Origin of the sequence: Sporosarcina contaminans (genome assembly GCF_042679045.1) — a bacterium.
Lineage (GTDB): Bacteria > Bacillota > Bacilli > Bacillales_A > Planococcaceae > Sporosarcina > Sporosarcina contaminans.
This window is the reverse complement of sequence record NZ_JBHTLT010000001.1, coordinates 1-17008: the sequence shown is the minus strand read 5'-3', so window position 1 is coordinate 17008 and position 17008 is coordinate 1. Positions and strand designations below refer to the sequence as shown.

Sequence of the window (17008 nt, the reverse complement as noted above, 5' to 3'; positions counted from 1 at the left end):
TGCGTTGATTCGATCAATTCATAAACAATGCTTCGGATACATTATTCATGTATCTCAGCTTGTTGACAAACGCTCGCATACTGCGAATCGAACAGCGAAGGGTTCGATTTGCCGTATTTCTGCGACCTTTGCAGAAATTAAGGCACCTTTACGACAGCATAAATAGGTTGCCTTTCCTTCGCTCGTCCCCTCATGAACCTATAGTTCTATTCGGGTCTTCGCTCGACTTCGCGCGGGCCTGCACGATGCAGGTCATGCAGTCAATCGAACGGCGAAGGGTTCGATTTGCCGTATTTACGCGCCCTTTGCGGAAATTAAGGCACTGCGGACGTCGCGAACTTAGACTGCCTTCCACGTGACAAGCGTTTTCAAGCCAAGCTGGGCAAACGCTTATTCCATGACTAAAAACCTTAAAAAGACTGCAGACAAAGTAAAATGATACTTTGTCTACAGTCTGGGATACATTATTCATGTATCTTTTACATTTAATTCGGGAACGCTATGGGCAACTATTTTTAAAATTTCTTATGAAGGGAGAGTTGCAAATGACTGAGAAAAAAGCCCCTCCTTTATTCGATGAATTAAAGAAAGATTTTGTACATTCGGATGATCTTGTTCAAACACAGCTGCAAATTAAAGGTCAATTTGCCTTCCTCTTCTATTTGAAATCAGTTGTCGATGGGGATAAACTTCAGCAAACAGTTATTAGACCATTTTTTGAAATGTCCTCAGAGGAAAGCTTTACATCCTATATACAATCCTTGCCAAATCAATATGATATGCCCTATAAAAATAAATTGCTTTTAATGTTAAGCGCTGGATATATATTGATCGTAATTGAAGAGAACATGTTTTTACTGGATCTTCGTCTCGTACAAAATAGTGATGTGCAAGACACGATGTTGGAACCTACTATCCATGGACCTCAGTTAGCATTAAGTGAAAATCTTGAAGTAACTATTAACTTAATTCGGCAGCGTTACCATAAATCTTCTTTAAAAATTGAAGACATTATCCCGGCTGATCAAACAAACAGAGCAGTAACTTTGCTATATGATAACGATCGAGCTGACCCAGACATCGTGAAAAGAGTGAGAGATCGAATTAAAGAGATTGACGCCCCTTTATTCCAATCTGCTGGTGATCTCCAACACCTCATCAATAATGGAAAAAGGAATCTCTTTCCTTCAACATTGATCACAGAGCGACCTGATCGAATTGTTTACAATTTAAACGGAGGCAAGGTCATCATTGCAATTGATGGAAGCCCAAATGTCATTATTGCACCTGCCATTTTTTTCGATTTCATGTCTTCAATGGAAGATAATTATCACGTCTTCGGTATAACAAGCTTCACCATTTTATTAAGATATATCGGGATGTTTATTTGTATTTTTCTTCCCAGTTTATATGTTGCCATGACCTCTTATAATCCTGACATTCTAAGAATCGAGCTTGCACTCACCGTCGCTGGAGGAAGGATCGGTGTACCTTACCCGTCCTTTATCGAGGTTCTTTTTATGCTATTTTTCATGGAATTATTAACCGAGGCAAGTATGCGATTGCCAAAAGCCGTTAGTGCCACAGCAACTACTGTTGGCGGGCTAATTTTAGGAACAGCGGCAACAGAGGCTGCTCTTACCTCAACGATCATGATTATCGTTATATCTGCGGTTGCAATTTCCACATTTATCATTCCAATAAACGAGATGAGTTTTGCAATGCGAATTATTAGGCTCGCCCTGCTTATTTACACTACATTATTTGGGATGGTCGGGTTATTAATTGGATTAATCGGTATCGTTATGATTTTAGCAAATAAAGAAAGCTTTGGCGTCCCTTATTTACGAATTCCATGGATGAATAAAAATGAGGAATTAAGGATGGACAATAGATGAGCCGTTTCCTATATTATTTAATTTTGATTAATATGCTCACGAATATGGTTGCCATTACCCCAAGATTCCTAATAGCTGGAAATAAAACGGGTTCAGTGGCTGCACTCATTCCTGCCCTAATTATCGGGATGGTGCTGACCTATTATCTCGTCAGGTTATTCAGTTTTTTCCCGGAGCAAGGATTGCCTGAAATATTGAAGAAGAATACACCAAAATGGATTGCAACACCCCTGCTTCTTCTTTTCTCATTAACATGGTATTTTGTAGGACTCTCAATCCTTATTATATACGTGGCAATCATCTTTCGTTTCTTGACGCCTGAAATGTCGATTTACACAATTATTTTAGCTTTTGTTCTTGTCACTACGTTTGGTATTTTCATGGCTTCCCGAAACATATTATATATGTCTGAAATCATTCTTCTAATCGTCGTCCCATTTATTCTTTTCGTTCAAATTAAAGGCTATTTTAGTCCGAACCTAGACTGGGATTATATACGTGTTGCCATCATGCATATTAACCATTTGCCAAATTACACGTCTTTTTCCACATCGCTTTTCATCGTTTTAGGGGCGGCTAACTTAGTCATTTTCAATCGTTGTTTTGCGAAACTGAAAAAACCTTCAGGTAAAAGCATGGTGCTGTTATCATTTATTTGCACATACATCTTGCTTACAACCTATTTCCTGCCACTCGGCTTTGGAGGCTTTGACTCTCTTGAGAATGTAGTGTTCCCATGGATAACGACAAGTGACTCTATGCGTATGAAGTTTGGAATTGTTGAAAGAATCGTCTTTTTTTTCGTCGGTGCTTTTTTGGCCTTAGGTGTCATTAACATAACAATAAATTGGCATGTGTCCATTCACTTACTGTCGAGCGTCATTCATTTTAATCGATTCAAAGTTAGATCGGTTAATTTAACTTTTCCAATTTTCATCTCTATCTTTTGGATTATCGCATTCATTTTGACAAGAAGAATTACAATAAATGATCTTTTTCGGTCCGCCGCATTATTTGATGATATCTTATTGCCAATTATACTTTTTCTACTTTTCGGCAGTCTGCTGTTAGCTAAGAGGAGAGGGGCAGCAACAAAATGTCCAAAAAGCCAAAAATAATAAAGTCTTTTATTTCTATTTCAATTATTATTTCCTTGCTTTTACTAACAGGATGTGCGTTTAAAGATATCGACAAAAGGATGTTTGTAGTTGGAATTGGCATAGATCCCTCTGAAAAGATAGAAAACGGTTTTAAGGTGACATTGAAATTAGCCAAGCCTGTCGGCAACGTTAAAGAAGCCACTGAACCAACATATGTGTATTTGTCGCATGATTCCGAGTCAGTGGCGGAAGCTATACGATCGATGGTAACACATATCGACAAAGTAGTGGATTTTGCCCATAACAGAATTATTATGTTAAATAAGGACTTGCTTTCTCAAGATTTAGATACGTTTATGGATTTTTTCACACGGCGAGGAGATATTCAGTTGATTTCTTACGTTGCCGTCGCCGAATCCACTGCTGAAGAAATAATAACTTTTGAACCGGTAGCTGAAACACCAACATCGATTGCTTTGTCTAACTACTTTGATAATACAGGAACAGAGAGTCCTTTCGTGATTACGACATTTCTGTTCGAATTCAGGCGTGAAGTTCTCGGTAAAGGGAAAGATACGATATTGCCCATAGTCGAAATTGATGAAAATGGTACCGAATTCGTAATCCATAAATCGATCATCCTTAAACGTAATACACAACCGGTTGAATTGAACTCGGTTGAAACAAAATATTTCAACTCACTTATGAACAAAGCAAAAGGCTTTAGTTATAAAATAAAAGAGGATGGTTTGATCCTAATATTGAACATCGACACAGTGAAAATGAAATATAATATTATCCTCGACGAAGGTGTCCCCCCACGTATTGATATGACTATAACGAAATTCGGTGTCATCGGAGAGTCCAATAAGCGTTTAAGCTTAAAACATTTAAAAAAATACGATGAAATTTCCGCCATTGAGATGAAAAAGAAAGTAATAGAATTGTTAACTAAATTGCAGGAAAATGACGTTGATCCATTCGGATTCGGTTTGCGCTATCGTGCGACAAGATTGTCATATGAAGGCATGATCGAAGAATGGGATCGAATTTATCCAGAAATAGAATTTAATGTTACATTGAAAGTTGATTTGAAAAGTACAGGAGCGATTGAATAATGAAAGAGACTACACTTTGGTTCGTGTAGTCTCAAAAGAGGATAGGACAGACCATTGAAAAAGGCAATACTAAAATTGTTCCATCCTCATTATTTTAAAGTTTACTGCTATTAGATAAATGTTTCTGCGCTTTACTTACAACGCTTGCCAAGTGAAAGGCAGACCAAGGCTTATAAGTCCTTCTGTCTCCCTTTCCAGTAGAGTTAAAAAATTTGCAAGCATTTTTCAACATTTGGAAACCATTCCTACAGTTTTGTCTGGTCAATTTTCCGATTATAGCGTTCGCCAACCGATATCCGTCCGATAGAAAAATCCATTCCATTGCATACTATTCAATTTGCTATAAACGATTTTTTGCGCTTCTTGCAATGTTTCAGCCTTTGCTGAACATAGCAGTATACGACCGCCATTGCCAACATATCGCTGAGCCGAGACATCTATAAGTTTTGTTCCTGCATGGAAGATCTCAAGATCATCGATAAGCGTAAGATCAGGCAATTGCGTACCTTTCTCCCCATTCCCCGGGTAGCCGTCTGAAGCGATGACAACGCCGACTATCGCTTCATCATGCCACTTCAATTCATATGGTTTTTTATCCATGAGCGCCATCATGAATTCACCAAAATCAGATGCCATACGTGGCAAAACAACTTGTGTTTCAGGGTCACCGAAGCGTGCATTGAATTCAATCACTTTCGGTCCATCTTCGGTTAAAATAAGCCCGGCGTAAAGGATTCCTGTGAACGGTGCACCTTCCGCTTCCATTGCACGGACAGTTGGGACAACGACTGTGTCATAAGCCTTCTGCACAACTTCATCGGAAATTTGAGGGACCGGCGAATAGGCGCCCATTCCGCCCGTATTTGGCCCTTTATCCCCGTCAAAAGCCCGCTTATGATCTTGCGCGATGACCATAGGATATATTTGTCCATCATGGACGAACGACATATAAGAGAATTCTTCCCCATCAAGAAATTCTTCAATGACAACGCGGGATGAAGACTGTCCGAATCTTTCATTGCCAATCAGTTCATCAACTGCATTAAGCGCCTCATCTACCGTCATTGCGACAACGACGCCTTTGCCTGCAGCCAATCCGTCTGCCTTGACGACGATCGGTGCACCTTGCGTTCGTATAAATGCCTTCGCCTCTTCTGCATCAGTGAACGTGCCATAGGCTGCAGTCGGGATGCTATATTTTTTCATCAAATCTTTGGCAAATGCCTTGCTGCCTTCTATACGAGCAGCTGCTTTCGTAGGGCCAAAAATTCGCAAGCCTCGTTCAGAAAAATAATCAACTATACCATCTGATAGCGGCTGTTCAGGCCCAACAAATGTTAGGTCTATTGATTGTTCGACCGCAAAATTGGCAAGCCTTTCAAAATCCGAAGCTTCAATTGAGACACATTCCGCATCCTCTCTCATACCATCATTGCCAGGTGCAACAAACACTTTCGTTACGGATGCCGAGTTTTTGAATTGCCGGGCGATTGCATGCTCACGGCCGCCGCTGCCGATGACAAGTATTTTCATTTCGATCTCCTTCCCCTAAAAACCTCAATGTTTGAAATGGCGGACGCCTGTAAATACCATGGCAATTCCGTATTCATTTGCTTTTTTTATAGAAGCCTCATCTTTCACAGAGCCACCTGGTTGAATAATCGCTGTAATGCCTGCCTGATGGGCTGCTTCCACTGTGTCATCCATCGGGAAAAACGCATCCGAAGACAGCGCTGCTCCCTTTGCACGTTCTCCTGCTTGTGATAAAGCTATACGTGCAGCACCGACACGGTTCATCTGACCTGCACCGACTCCTAACGTCATTTGACTGTCCGTTACTGCAATCGCGTTAGATTTAACGTGTTTCACGACAGCCCATCCTAACTTCAAAGCTTCCCACTCTTGTTCTGTAGGTTGACGTTCTGTAACAACACGAATATCTGCATCTTTGTATCCGTAAGTGTCCGGCTCTTGAATGAGCAAACCGCCTTCAACAGAAACGACATTCCATTTATCCTTTTTATGCTGATCGAAAGGAATCGTTAATAGACGAATGTTTTTCTTTTTCGTCAACAACTCCATTGCTTGTTCTGTAAACGCGGGAGCAATAATAATTTCCAGGAAAATTTCGGATAGCTTTTCCGCTGTTGCTTCATCTACTTCGCGATTTAAAGCGATAATGCCGCCGAAAATGGAAACTGGATCTGCTTCATGAACTTTGTCGAATGCTTCCTTCAACGTTTCGCCAATGCCAACGCCACAAGGATTCATATGTTTCACAGCAACTGCTGCTGGTTTTTCGAATTCCTTTACAATTTGGATTGCTGCATTGGCATCTTGAATGTTGTTGTAAGATAGCTCTTTGCCGTGCAATTGTTCCGCATAGGCAATCGAGAAATCTGAACTGAGCGGCCGACTGTAAAATGCAGCATGCTGGTGAGGGTTTTCCCCATAACGCAACGGCTGTTTCAGTTCGTATGTAAATGTCAGCTGTTCAGGGAATTCTTCTCCAGCCAAATCCGTTAAATAGCCTGACACGAACGCATCATACGCCGCAGTATGACGAAACACCTTTGCTGCAAGTTTACGACGTGTCTCTATAGAAGTTTGGCCTTCTGTTTTTAATTCGCCTAAAACATAGCCGTAATCTGTAGCATCTACAATAACCGTCACATAGTTATAATTTTTGGCAGAGGCACGTAGCATTGCCGGGCCACCGATGTCGATATTTTCAATCGCTTCCTCTTCTGAAACATCACGCTTAGAGATTGTTTCTTTAAACGGATATAAGTTCACACAGACGATATCAATCGGCTGGATTCCGTGCTCTTCCATTTGCGCTTTATGGACAGGGTCATCCTGCTTAGCAAGAAGCCCGCCGTGAATCATCGGGTTCAATGTTTTCACCCTGCCTTCCATAATCTCAGGAAAGCCTGTCACTTCGTCAACAGCTGTAACAGCGACCCCATTCTCCTTCAAATGCTTCATCGTTCCGCCGGTCGACAAAATTTCATATCCTAATGATTCGAGTTCTTGTGCGAACGGCAAAAGCCCATTTTTATCCGACACGCTTAACAATGCACGTTTTTTCACGAATAAACCCTCCGATATCCATTTCACTTTTGACTCTCTGACGTTGTGTAAATTGGTTTAAACAACTGCTGTAATGTTTCTTTGTACAAAACATGCTCCACTTCATGTATTGATTGTGCTGTTTTCTCCAAATCATTATGAACTACAGCTACCGCTTGCTGCGCTAAGATTGGACCTGTATCCATTCCTTCATCCACTAAGTGAACTGTAACACCTGTCACTTTCACGCCGTGTGCAATTGCTTGGCCAATCGCGTCTTTTCCTGGAAATGCCGGTAACAGTGATGGGTGAATGTTCACAATACGTGACGGGAATGCGTTCAATAAAGTCGGTCCAATTAATCGCATATATCCTGCCAAAACAAGCCATTCAACACCATCATCTGCTAAACGCTCGACTATCGCTTTTTCAAACGCTTCCTTCGAACGAAACGCCTTTGCCTCGTATGCGGCAACAGGGATATTCATCTTTTTCGCACGCTCAATTACGTAAGCAGCTGGCCGATCTGTAATGACGACAACGATTTCAGCGAGTAATTCACCACTGCGACACGCCTGTGCAATTGCTTCAAAATTACTTCCACTTCCTGACGCAAAGACAGCAATCTTCGTTTTTCCCATTACTCCTGCAAGCTCCCATCATGCTCACCGACAAACCGAACACCAGCACCATTAACGACCTTACCGATTTTATATGCTTTCTCTCCATGCTCTTCTACAATCTGTATAGCACGATCCGCTTCAGCAGCTGGCAATGCGATCACAAAGCCGATCCCCATATTGAAAACGCTGTACAAGTCTTTGTCCGCCAACTCGCCTATTGCTTTTAACATGTGAAACACCGGTAAAACTGGCCATGTATGCAATTCGATTTCAACGCCTACACCTTCAGGCAACATCCTTGGCAAATTTTCGTAAAATCCACCGCCAGTAATATGGCCCATCGAATGGACATTCAGCTCTTCATGTATTTGCATAGCAGGCTTCGCATAAATTTTTGTTGGCGTCAACAACACTTCCCCAACTGTTCCTATCGATTCAAATCCTTCAATCACATCATCAATCCCATAACCCGCATCTTCCAAAATAATTTTTCGGACTAAAGAGTATCCATTGGAATGAATGCCACTTGAAGCAATCCCAATTAACACATCACCATTGACCGTTTTCTCGCCAGTGATCACCTTACTTTTTTCACATGCTCCAACAGCAAATCCTGCAAGGTCATATTCGTTGACATCATACAGTCCTGGCATTTCTGCAGTTTCCCCGCCAATCAATGCAGCGCCTGCCTGTACGCAACCATCCGCAATTCCTTTCACAATTGATTCGACTTTCTCGGGAACTGCCTTGCCGAGTGCAATATAGTCTAAGAAATATAACGGTTCTGCACCTTGCGCCACAATATCATTGACACACATCGCAACACAGTCGACGCCAATCGTATCGTGCTGATCCGCCATGAATGCCAATTTCAACTTCGTGCCGACTCCATCTGTTCCTGAAATGAGGACAGGCTCTTTGTAATGCAGGCTCGAAAGATCGAACATGCCTCCGAATCCGCCAAAGGCCCCCGCCACTCCTTTACGTGCCGTTCTTGCTACATGTGATTTCATCCGCTCTACAGACGCATAGCCAGCCTCTATATTGACTCCCGCTTTCTCATAAGCTTTCGACATGTCTAGGCCTCCTATCGACCAAGTTCTTTTTCATGCGGCAACACGGTGTCCGCGTAAATTTCAGTTGGATACTCTCCAGTAAAACACGCCAGACATTGACCGCAATTTTTCATTTCTGCCGGCCGTCCAATCGCTTGCAGCATCCCTTCAACAGAAAGAAATGTGAGTGAATCAGCCCCGATCAATTCTCGCACTTCATCAACAGATCTGCCTGTCGCAATTAGTTCAGAATCCGTGCTTATATCCACCCCGTAAAAACAAGGACTCACTAAAGGAGGTGCTGCGATCACGACATGCACTTCCGTCGCCCCTGCATCTTTCAGCATTTTAACAATTCTTTTGGAAGTCGTACCGCGTACAATTGAATCGTCCACCATGACAACTCTTTTTCCTTCGACGACTTGGTGCACCGGGGATAGCTTCATCTTCACGCCTCTCTCACGCATCGCCTGTGTCGGCTGAATGAATGTTCTGCCGACATATCTATTTTTAATCAACCCTAATTCATACGGAATGCCGCTTTCCTCCGAGAAACCGATCGCTGCAGATATGCTTGAATCGGGCACACCGGTTACGACATCTGCATCGATTTTTATCTCTCTCGCCAACTGCTTTCCACAACGTTTTCTCGCCATATGAATATTCAGTCCATCAATATCCGAGTCTGGACGGGAGAAATAGACGTATTCCATAGAGCAGATCGCCCGCTCGCCCGGTTGTGCAAAACGTTCTGAGTGCAGCCCGCTGTTATTGATTGTCAACAGTTCTCCAGGTTCAATGGACCGGATCGTCTCTGCTCCAATAAGATCGAACGCGCAAGTTTCAGAGGAGACGACATACGCATCCCCTAATTTACCGAGGGAGAGAGGGCGCAATCCATTCGGATCCTGTGCAACCATCAATCCTTCTTCAGTCAATACGACAAAAGCGAACGCACCTTTCAACATTGACAAAGCTTTCTTCACACGATCCCGTTGTGTCAACGAGCCACGGCTGCTTCGCTTAATTAAATGCGCCAACACTTCCGTATCAGATGTCGTCTGAAAAATGCTTCCTTGCTGCTCCAAGCTTTCCTTCAGTTCTTTTGCATTGATTAAATTGCCATTATGTGCAATTGCCATGCTGCCCGTCGTTGAGCGAAAGACGAGTGGCTGGACGTTTTCTATCCCACGCCCCGCCTCTGTCGTATAGCGCACTTGACCAATTGCAGTATGACCGGTCAACCCTTTTAACGCGTCTCCGGAAAACACTTCGTTGACAAGCCCTTCTCCTTTAAGGACATGCATGCCTTTTCCATTTTTCGTCGCTATCCCTGCACCCTCTTGACCGCGATGTTGTAGGGCATGCAAACCATAATAGCTAATTTGCGCGGCTTCATCATGCCCCCAAATGCCGAACACACCGCATTCTTCGTTTAAGCCTCGCAATTCAGCAAGCATGGAATAGCTCCTTTCCAAGCAGAACGGAACTCTTCCACCGTTCCGTCAATTAACACGGATTCATCATCACCTTCAAAAATAATCCGATGATCATTCGTAACAATTCCAATTTTCACTGCATCTTTCGTAATGTCCTCAAATGCTTCTGCGTGCTCTTCTTTGACAGTAACTAAGAACCTTGATTGCGTTTCGCTAAATAATGCAGTAACAGCAGAACCAGTTATACGTACTTTTGCTCCTAAGCCTTCTGCACCGAAAGCTTTTTCACAAAGCGCTGTCGATAGCCCTCCTTCAGAAAGATCTGTTGCAGAAGCGATTAAGCCTTTCTGTATGGAAAGGAGCAATGACTTCTGTCTATCGACCTCAACTTCCAAGTCAATCGCAGGCGCCTTGCCGAAAATTCGACCTTCGATCATTTGCTGCAATTCACTTCCGCCGAATTCAGTAGCTGTTTCGCCAATTAAGTAAATGATATCTCCAGCTTGCTTGAATGACGTTGTCGTCACGTGAGACAAATCATGGACGATGCCGACCAAGCCAATCGTTGGTGTTGGGTAAACTGGAACACCGTTTACTTCATTAGACATCGATACATTTCCACCGATAATTGGAGAATTTAACATGCGGCAAGCTTCCGATATGCCGTCCGCAGACTTCTCAATTTGCCAAAATACTTCCGGCTTGTCAGGACTTCCAAAATTCAAGCAATCCGTTGCGGCAATCGGCTCTGCACCAGAGCAAACCAGGTTGCGTGCCGCTTCTGCAACCGCAATTTTCCCACCCGTCTCCGGATCCAGGTAGATATATCTCGAATTGCAATCTGCCGTCATCGCTAGCCCTTTATTTGTACCGCTTATACGTATGATGCCTGCAGATGAACCCGGTGCAACGACCGTATTGGAACGTGCTTGCGAATCGAATTGATTGTAGACCCATTCCTTCGAAGCAATTGTCGGGCGTTTCAACAAGTCCATTAATGTCTCTTTCAAATCGTTGACAGACGGTTCTTCATTCTCAATCGCTTGAAATTCTTTGAAATAAGCCGGTTCTTCTGACTTTTTATAATACACCGGAGCATCTTCAGCCAATGCATCAGCTGAAACTTCCGCTACCATTTCACCTTTATGGAATAAACGGAGCATCTTATCATCCGTCACTTTCCCAATCGCAACGGCTGCAAGACCATATTTTGTGAATAAATCAATGATCTCTTGCTCGCGGCCTCGTTTCACAACGACTAGCATACGTTCCTGAGATTCAGACAACATCATTTCGTACGCTGTCATACCCTCTTCACGCTGCGGAACAAGATCCAAATTCATTTCCAAGCCAAAGTTAGCTTTCGATGCCATTTCAGCAGATGAGGATGTTAACCCCGCTGCGCCCATGTCCTGAATGCCGACAAGCGCATCTGACTTCACCAATTCGAGACAAGCTTCCATTAGCAGCTTTTCGAGATATGGGTCGCCCGCCTGCATGACTGGCAATTCTTCCTCTTTATCGACAGCTACTTCCGAAGAAGACATCGTCGCACCGTGAATGCCATCACGGCCCGTTTTTGCCCCGACATACATCACCGTATTGCCAACGCCCGAAGCAACGCCTTTTTGAATATCTTCGTGACGTAATAAGCCAACCGCCATCGCATTGACTAGTGGCCTCTTCGAATAGCATTGATCGAATTGGACTTCGCCTGCAATTGTAGGAATCCCGATCACATTGCCATAGCTCGCAATTCCAGCTACCGCCTCTTCAAATAAATAACGGTCCCTCTCTTCAGACAGATCTCCAAAGCGCATCGAATTGACTAATGCGACTGGTCGAGCCCCCATGGAAAATACATCCCGGATAATGCCGCCTGCTCCTGTTGCAGCTCCGATGAACGGCTCGATTGCAGAAGGTGAATTATGCGATTCCAATTTAAATACGGCAGCCATATTGTCCCCAATATCAACAATCCCGGCGCCTTCCCCAGGCCCTTGCAAAACGCGTTCGCCTTCCGTAGGGAATTTGCGCAGCACAGGTTTCGAGCTTTTATAAGAACAATGCTCAGACCACATTGCCGAAAATAGCCCGGTTTCTGTATAGTTCGGCAGCCTGCCCAACATATCTACTGCACGGTTGAACTCTTCATCCGTCATACCCATTTGGCGATACAATTTCTCATCTTTGATCTGCTGTGCTGTAGGTTCATGCATGACTGACATTCGATTCACTCCCGCTTTTCAAAATTGATTGGAATAAAGGCAAACCATCTATACCACCGATCATTTCTTCCACCGCGCGTTCGGGCAAAGGCATCATGCCAAGCACATTGCCTCGTTCATTTAACACGCCCGCAATTGATTCCGTACTGCCATTTGTATTGCTATCTACATATGAAAACACGATCCGATGATTTCTCTTCAACTCTTGGACAGTTTGCAAATCTACGAAATAATTGCCATATGCATGCGCGAAAGGCAATGTAATTTGCTGCCCCATCTCGTATTCTGAAGTGAATATAGTAGAAGCATTTTCAACGATTACCTCCGTTTTCCCGCTTCTGAACTTCAAGCTTTTGTTTTTCAAAAATGCGCCCGGCAATAAACCTGCTTCCACTAAAATTTGAAAACCATTTCCTACTCCTAATACCGTTTTTCCGTTCTGTGCAAATCCCTTTAACTCTTCAATCGCTCTTGAACTTTGCGCAAGCGCGCCCGGACGCAAATAATCGCCATAAGATGCACCAGTTGGAATGAGAACCGCATCAAAATCTTTCAGCACCGCATCATGATGCCAAACGATTTCTGCTGTTCCACCTGCCACTCTGTTCACCGCTTGCAATAAATCAACATCACAGCTCGAACCAGGAAAACTTAAAATGGCAATTTTCATTTCCCGGCAGCCTCCTCAATTTCAAAGTGGTAATTTTCAATTACTTTATTCACAAGCAGCTTGTCACACATTTCTGTTACACGTGATTCAATTTCATGTTGATCGCCTGCAATATTCAACTGGATCATTTTGCCGATCCTTACGTTTTCCACTTCATCAAAACCCAATGTGTTCAAAGCATCCTTTGTTGCAATCCCTTGTGGATCTACTACACTTTCACGCAATGTTACATATACATTTACTTTTGTCATATCCGTTTGCCCCCTGAAATGGAATTTATAAAGTATATTGCAGTGCTTTAAGTTGTTACTTCGTCCACACACCGATAGAATCAATTTCTTCTAATACGCTATCAAGTTGATCTCCTAAAATCGTGACGTGGCCCATTTTTCTTTTTTCTTTCGCTTCCGCCTTTCCATAAAGATGGACGGACCAATCTGCCTTGTTCGTGATCACTTTCTTTAACGGCGCAACATGCTCCCCTAAAACATTAACCATCACTGCAGGAGACCATAATTTCGGCTTCCTAAGCGGCCAGCCGCAAATTGCACGGATGTGCTGCTGAAATTGGGAAACATTACAAGCCTCAATTGAGTAGTGACCTGAATTATGAGGACGCGGCGCCAATTCATTGATGACAATCGAGCCGTCTTTCATTACAAACATTTCAACAGCCAATGTCCCGACTAAGTTAAGATGATCCGCAATTTTCTTTGCAGCCCCCTCTGCGGCCTCCAATACATTTCGACCAACCCGAGCCGGAACGATTGACTCATGTAAAATATGGTCTTTATGGATGTTTTCTGCGACTGGCAAGCAGTAAGACTGACCTGAAGGATTCCGCTGAATAATAACCGAAATCTCTTTTTCAAAAGGTACAAATGCCTCCGCAATGCATGCAGAATGGTCAAATAAGGATTCTGCCTTATTCAGTTCATTTTCAGAGTCGATTTTCATCTGCCCCTTGCCGTCATATCCGCCAAATGCTGTTTTTACAATGCACGGAAACCCGACTTCGCCAATTTTGTTTTTCAACTCATCAAATGTTTCCGCCGCAACATAGTTGGCAACCGGCACGCCCGAAGCATTGATTTCTGCTTTCTCACGAATACGGTTCTGCGTTATTCGGACAAGTTCAGCTCCTTGAGGAACATAGGCAATTTCCGTTACTCTTTTCAAACCTTCATAGTCGATATTTTCAAATTCATACGTAATGACATCGCTTACCTCACCCAATTCTTCCAAAGCAGCTTCGTCATCGTATTGAGCAACGATGCGAATATCCGCCACCTGTCCGCATGGAGAATCCATCACTGGATCCAAAACGGCAATCTTCAACCCCGCTTCTTTCGCAGCAAGTGCCATCATCCTGCCAAGCTGTCCGCCGCCGATAATTCCGATCGTTTGCCCAGGCAAAATTGTTTTCATTGCAAATCACCACTGCTTTTCATAGAAGCTTCACTCATTTGCACTCTCCGTTGTTCAAGCCGATCTTGCAATGCATGATCCTGCACAGCTAAAAAACGTGCTGCCAACAACCCCGCATTCACTGCCCCTGCTTTCCCAATCGCCATCGTTGCCACAGGAACGCCGCCCGGCATTTGCACGATAGACAACAAAGAATCCATGCCATTTAATGCTTTCGATTGAACAGGTACGCCGATCACAGGCAATAGCGTTTTTGAAGCGACCATCCCTGGCAAATGCGCTGCTCCACCTGCTCCTGCAATGATTACTTCAATGCCTCTCTCACTCGCCTGTTCCGCATACGCAAACATTAAATCAGGCGTTCTATGTGCCGAAACAACCTTCTTCTCATATGGCACTTGCAATTCATCCAATACTTCACAAGCATGCCTCATCGTTTCCCAATCGCTCGTACTTCCCATAATGACACCGACTTTTAGTTCCACCGGTAATCCGCTCCTTTTCAATAAAAAAATCCTTGAATGAACTATTCTCCATATACATGGAAAGCAGTTCATTCAAGGATTATGACATTACGCCAAAAACATCGTTCTCGAAACGATTGGCGCCATCCTAAAATTCGCTTTCCCGCATAGTCCAGACATTTACGGTGTCTTGGTAGAGACGTTAGGGCCAATTCCCTAACATATATGTGGGCTTCTTTTCTTCTTACATTCTAACAATAGAATTACATGACGTCAATAAAAATACGAACAATGTGAAATACACATACAAAAATCGTTCGTATATTTAACTATCTAATAAAACTCCTTTAAACTTAATCAATTGCCGGACTGGAACGTATTCGCCATCCACTTGCTGAAATAAAGGCTCCTCTTTGCGTCCCATCGGCGTATATCCTTCTTCTTTCATTCGATTCAAGCAATCTTCTATTGTTTCATTTTCCTGCACTTCAAACCAAACCGTTTTCTTCTTTTGACTCATTTGAACAGTTTCCCTTTCCTCACAGTTTTCACCCAAAAGCCGCCATGAATTGTTTTCGGTTCATGCGATACGACAAATGCTTTCGGATCAATTTCCTTAATTGTATCATACAACTTCCATTCGTCTTTCCGAGGAGTCAAAATCTGCATCGCTGATCGTTTCCCATGAAGCCCATTTGCAGACCAATCTGTCACACCAAAACCTTTTTCTCTTAAAATCTTCGGCATTTCCTTATCTTCAACTGCAGTAATAACACTCACCGTAATATATCCAAGCGCCAACTTCTCTTCTATCTTCGTTCCGATAATAATTCCTAACCCAAATCCCAATGCATAAGCGATAATATTTTGGATTTCATTCAAATTATCCAAAACAAGCCCTAACCCTACAATATATATGACAACTTCAACCATACTGACAAACGCGGCTATGTAGCGATATCCTTTCAAAGTAAGGATCATGCGAACCGTAAAAAGCGATACGTATACAATATTAATGATGAATATAATGAAAAACATCTTCAATTTACACGCCTCCTATTAGGCTTCTTATACAATCTCTACCCTCGCCCACATGAGATATGCGTGTTTTTATCATTTCTACGACTTACTGATTCCATTTTATACCAAAGTATTAAAATACCCCATAAACAACTCTCACGTGGATAAATTGCTACCGAAACGCATTAGACAAAGTTCCATCCAGCGTATAAATGAACAGAAACGCATATTTCAAAATTCCAGCGCATAAATGGATACAAAAACCCTTATTTCAAAATTACAGCGCATAAATGGATACAAAAACCCTTATTTCAAAATTCCAGCGCATAAATGGATACAAAAACCCTTATTTCAAAATTACAGCGCATAAATAGGTACAGAAACGCATAATATTATTTACTCACTATTAATTGCTACAAAATGGTTCATTCTATTAGACATAAATGAACAGCGCTGACTATTAAGCATATCTATCCCACAATACAGCATTTGTGCCGCAGACATCATACTAAAAATAGTGAGCAATATAATATGACAATATTTAGCTCACATCATTTACAACTTCATAGCAACACAGTATAAAATGTATCTTAACGTACGAAGGGCATAACTATGGCATCCCTCCTCCGTGTAAGCATTCGAAATACTTTCATGATAATGTTTTTCTTTATTAATTAAATTTGATCAACAACACTGCCATCCGGAAAATTAGGAGATCGGTAAAGGAGTACTTGGAAGTCAGCAATATTTGGAAAGTGAATTTTGAACACAAAAAAACCATCCCCCGTAGGGAATGGCCTTTGCCTGGCGACGTCTTACTCTCACAGGGGGAAGCCCCCCACTACCATCAGCGCTGAAGAGCTTAACTTCCGTGTTCGGGATGGGAACGGGTG

The 17008-nt window shown here is 42.8% G+C and carries 15 protein-coding genes, 1 rRNA gene and 1 riboswitch; of the genes, 3 read left to right on the top strand and 13 right to left on the bottom strand.

Annotated features, from left to right (window positions below):
- Positions 1 to 545: 545 nt before the first annotated feature.
- Genes ACFQ38_RS00080 through ACFQ38_RS00070 form a run of 3 tightly spaced genes read left to right on the top strand, consistent with a single transcriptional unit; the run spans position 546 to position 4116 of the window.
- Positions 546 to 1898 (top strand): spore germination protein, encoded by a 1353-nt coding sequence (locus ACFQ38_RS00080; protein WP_381479382.1) that lies wholly within the window; start codon positions 546 to 548, stop codon positions 1896 to 1898.
- Positions 1895 to 3016, top strand: a complete 1122-nt coding sequence (locus ACFQ38_RS00075; RefSeq protein WP_381479380.1) for a GerAB/ArcD/ProY family transporter — start codon at positions 1895 to 1897, stop codon at positions 3014 to 3016. Before ACFQ38_RS00080 ends, ACFQ38_RS00075 begins: the two co-directional genes overlap by 4 nt.
- Positions 2995 to 4116 carry a Ger(x)C family spore germination protein gene (locus tag ACFQ38_RS00070; protein ID WP_381479378.1) on the top strand — a complete coding sequence of 374 codons (1122 nt, stop codon included), beginning with the start codon at positions 2995 to 2997 and terminating at the stop codon, positions 4114 to 4116. The genes ACFQ38_RS00075 and ACFQ38_RS00070 overlap by 22 nt, the downstream gene beginning before the upstream one ends.
- Before the next feature lie 273 nt (positions 4117 to 4389).
- On the opposite strand, the gene purD is transcribed toward ACFQ38_RS00070, so the two are convergent.
- The 13 genes from purD to rrf form a co-directional block, all read right to left on the bottom strand.
- Positions 4390 to 5649 carry a phosphoribosylamine--glycine ligase gene (gene purD / locus ACFQ38_RS00065; RefSeq protein WP_381479376.1) on the bottom strand — a complete coding sequence of 420 codons (1260 nt, stop codon included), beginning with the start codon at positions 5647 to 5649 and terminating at the stop codon, positions 4390 to 4392.
- Between the two features lie 24 nt (positions 5650 to 5673).
- Positions 5674 to 7209, bottom strand: coding sequence for a bifunctional phosphoribosylaminoimidazolecarboxamide formyltransferase/IMP cyclohydrolase (gene purH, locus ACFQ38_RS00060; RefSeq protein ID WP_381479374.1), 1536 nt, complete (start codon positions 7207 to 7209; stop codon positions 5674 to 5676).
- Positions 7210 to 7232: 23 nt separating this feature from the next.
- On the bottom strand, positions 7233 to 7829 hold the full coding sequence (gene purN, locus ACFQ38_RS00055) for a phosphoribosylglycinamide formyltransferase (protein ID WP_381479372.1): 597 nt from the start codon (positions 7827 to 7829) through the stop codon (positions 7233 to 7235).
- Positions 7829 to 8887, bottom strand: coding sequence for a phosphoribosylformylglycinamidine cyclo-ligase (gene purM / locus ACFQ38_RS00050; RefSeq protein ID WP_381479370.1), 1059 nt, complete (start codon positions 8885 to 8887; stop codon positions 7829 to 7831). Before purM ends, purN begins: the two co-directional genes overlap by 1 nt.
- A gap of 11 nt (positions 8888 to 8898) precedes the next feature.
- Complete coding sequence (gene purF, locus ACFQ38_RS00045) at positions 8899 to 10326, bottom strand: amidophosphoribosyltransferase (protein WP_336822192.1); 1428 nt, start codon at positions 10324 to 10326, stop codon at positions 8899 to 8901.
- Positions 10302 to 12533 carry a phosphoribosylformylglycinamidine synthase subunit PurL gene (purL, locus tag ACFQ38_RS00040; RefSeq protein ID WP_381479367.1) on the bottom strand — a complete coding sequence of 744 codons (2232 nt, stop codon included), beginning with the start codon at positions 12531 to 12533 and terminating at the stop codon, positions 10302 to 10304. Before purL ends, purF begins: the two co-directional genes overlap by 25 nt.
- Entirely contained in the window at positions 12517 to 13203 is a 687-nt protein-coding gene (purQ, locus tag ACFQ38_RS00035) for a phosphoribosylformylglycinamidine synthase subunit PurQ (RefSeq protein WP_336822190.1), read from the bottom strand. Before purQ ends, purL begins: the two co-directional genes overlap by 17 nt.
- A complete protein-coding gene (gene purS, locus ACFQ38_RS00030; protein WP_336822189.1) occupies positions 13200 to 13454 on the bottom strand; it encodes a phosphoribosylformylglycinamidine synthase subunit PurS in 255 nt (84 codons plus the stop codon). Before purS ends, purQ begins: the two co-directional genes overlap by 4 nt.
- A 55-nt stretch (positions 13455 to 13509) precedes the next feature.
- A complete protein-coding gene (purK, locus tag ACFQ38_RS00025; protein ID WP_381479365.1) occupies positions 13510 to 14631 on the bottom strand; it encodes a 5-(carboxyamino)imidazole ribonucleotide synthase in 1122 nt (373 codons plus the stop codon).
- Complete coding sequence (purE, locus tag ACFQ38_RS00020) at positions 14628 to 15116, bottom strand: 5-(carboxyamino)imidazole ribonucleotide mutase (protein ID WP_336822187.1); 489 nt, start codon at positions 15114 to 15116, stop codon at positions 14628 to 14630. The genes purK and purE overlap by 4 nt, the downstream gene beginning before the upstream one ends.
- Before the next feature lie 127 nt (positions 15117 to 15243).
- Positions 15244 to 15344, bottom strand: a riboswitch (purine riboswitch).
- Between the two features lie 76 nt (positions 15345 to 15420).
- Complete coding sequence (locus ACFQ38_RS00015) at positions 15421 to 15615, bottom strand: NETI motif-containing protein (RefSeq protein WP_381479363.1); 195 nt, start codon at positions 15613 to 15615, stop codon at positions 15421 to 15423.
- Positions 15612 to 16133: a DUF2179 domain-containing protein gene (locus tag ACFQ38_RS00010; RefSeq protein WP_381479518.1), complete on the bottom strand. Its 522-nt coding sequence runs from the start codon at positions 16131 to 16133 to the stop codon at positions 15612 to 15614. The genes ACFQ38_RS00015 and ACFQ38_RS00010 overlap by 4 nt, the downstream gene beginning before the upstream one ends.
- Positions 16134 to 16917: 784 nt before the next feature.
- Positions 16918 to 17008: ribosomal RNA gene (gene rrf / locus ACFQ38_RS00005) — 5S ribosomal RNA — on the bottom strand; the annotation flags it as partial.

What these genes read in the sequence shown, in the direction of transcription:
- ACFQ38_RS00080 (WP_381479382.1), top strand. Translation starts at nt 546, where the DNA reads ATGACTGAGAAAAAAGCCCCTCCTTTATTCGATGAATTAAAGAAAGAT.
- ACFQ38_RS00075 (WP_381479380.1), top strand. Translation starts at nt 1,895, where the DNA reads ATGAGCCGTTTCCTATATTATTTAATTTTGATTAATATGCTCACGAAT.
- ACFQ38_RS00070 (WP_381479378.1), top strand. Translation starts at nt 2,995, where the DNA reads ATGTCCAAAAAGCCAAAAATAATAAAGTCTTTTATTTCTATTTCAATT.
- purD (WP_381479376.1), bottom strand. Translation starts at nt 5,649, where the DNA reads ATGAAAATACTTGTCATCGGCAGCGGCGGCCGTGAGCATGCAATCGCC.
- purN (WP_381479372.1), bottom strand. Translation starts at nt 7,829, where the DNA reads ATGGGAAAAACGAAGATTGCTGTCTTTGCGTCAGGAAGTGGAAGTAAT.
- purM (WP_381479370.1), bottom strand. Translation starts at nt 8,887, where the DNA reads ATGTCGAAAGCTTATGAGAAAGCGGGAGTCAATATAGAGGCTGGCTAT.
- purF (WP_336822192.1), bottom strand. Translation starts at nt 10,326, where the DNA reads ATGCTTGCTGAATTGCGAGGCTTAAACGAAGAATGCGGTGTGTTCGGC.
- purL (WP_381479367.1), bottom strand. Translation starts at nt 12,533, where the DNA reads ATGTCAGTCATGCATGAACCTACAGCACAGCAGATCAAAGATGAGAAA.
- purQ (WP_336822190.1), bottom strand. Translation starts at nt 13,203, where the DNA reads ATGAAAATTGCCATTTTAAGTTTTCCTGGTTCGAGCTGTGATGTTGAT.
- purS (WP_336822189.1), bottom strand. Translation starts at nt 13,454, where the DNA reads ATGACAAAAGTAAATGTATATGTAACATTGCGTGAAAGTGTAGTAGAT.
- purK (WP_381479365.1), bottom strand. Translation starts at nt 14,631, where the DNA reads ATGAAAACAATTTTGCCTGGGCAAACGATCGGAATTATCGGCGGCGGA.
- ACFQ38_RS00015 (WP_381479363.1), bottom strand. Translation starts at nt 15,615, where the DNA reads ATGAGTCAAAAGAAGAAAACGGTTTGGTTTGAAGTGCAGGAAAATGAA.
- ACFQ38_RS00010 (WP_381479518.1), bottom strand. Translation starts at nt 16,133, where the DNA reads ATGTTTTTCATTATATTCATCATTAATATTGTATACGTATCGCTTTTT.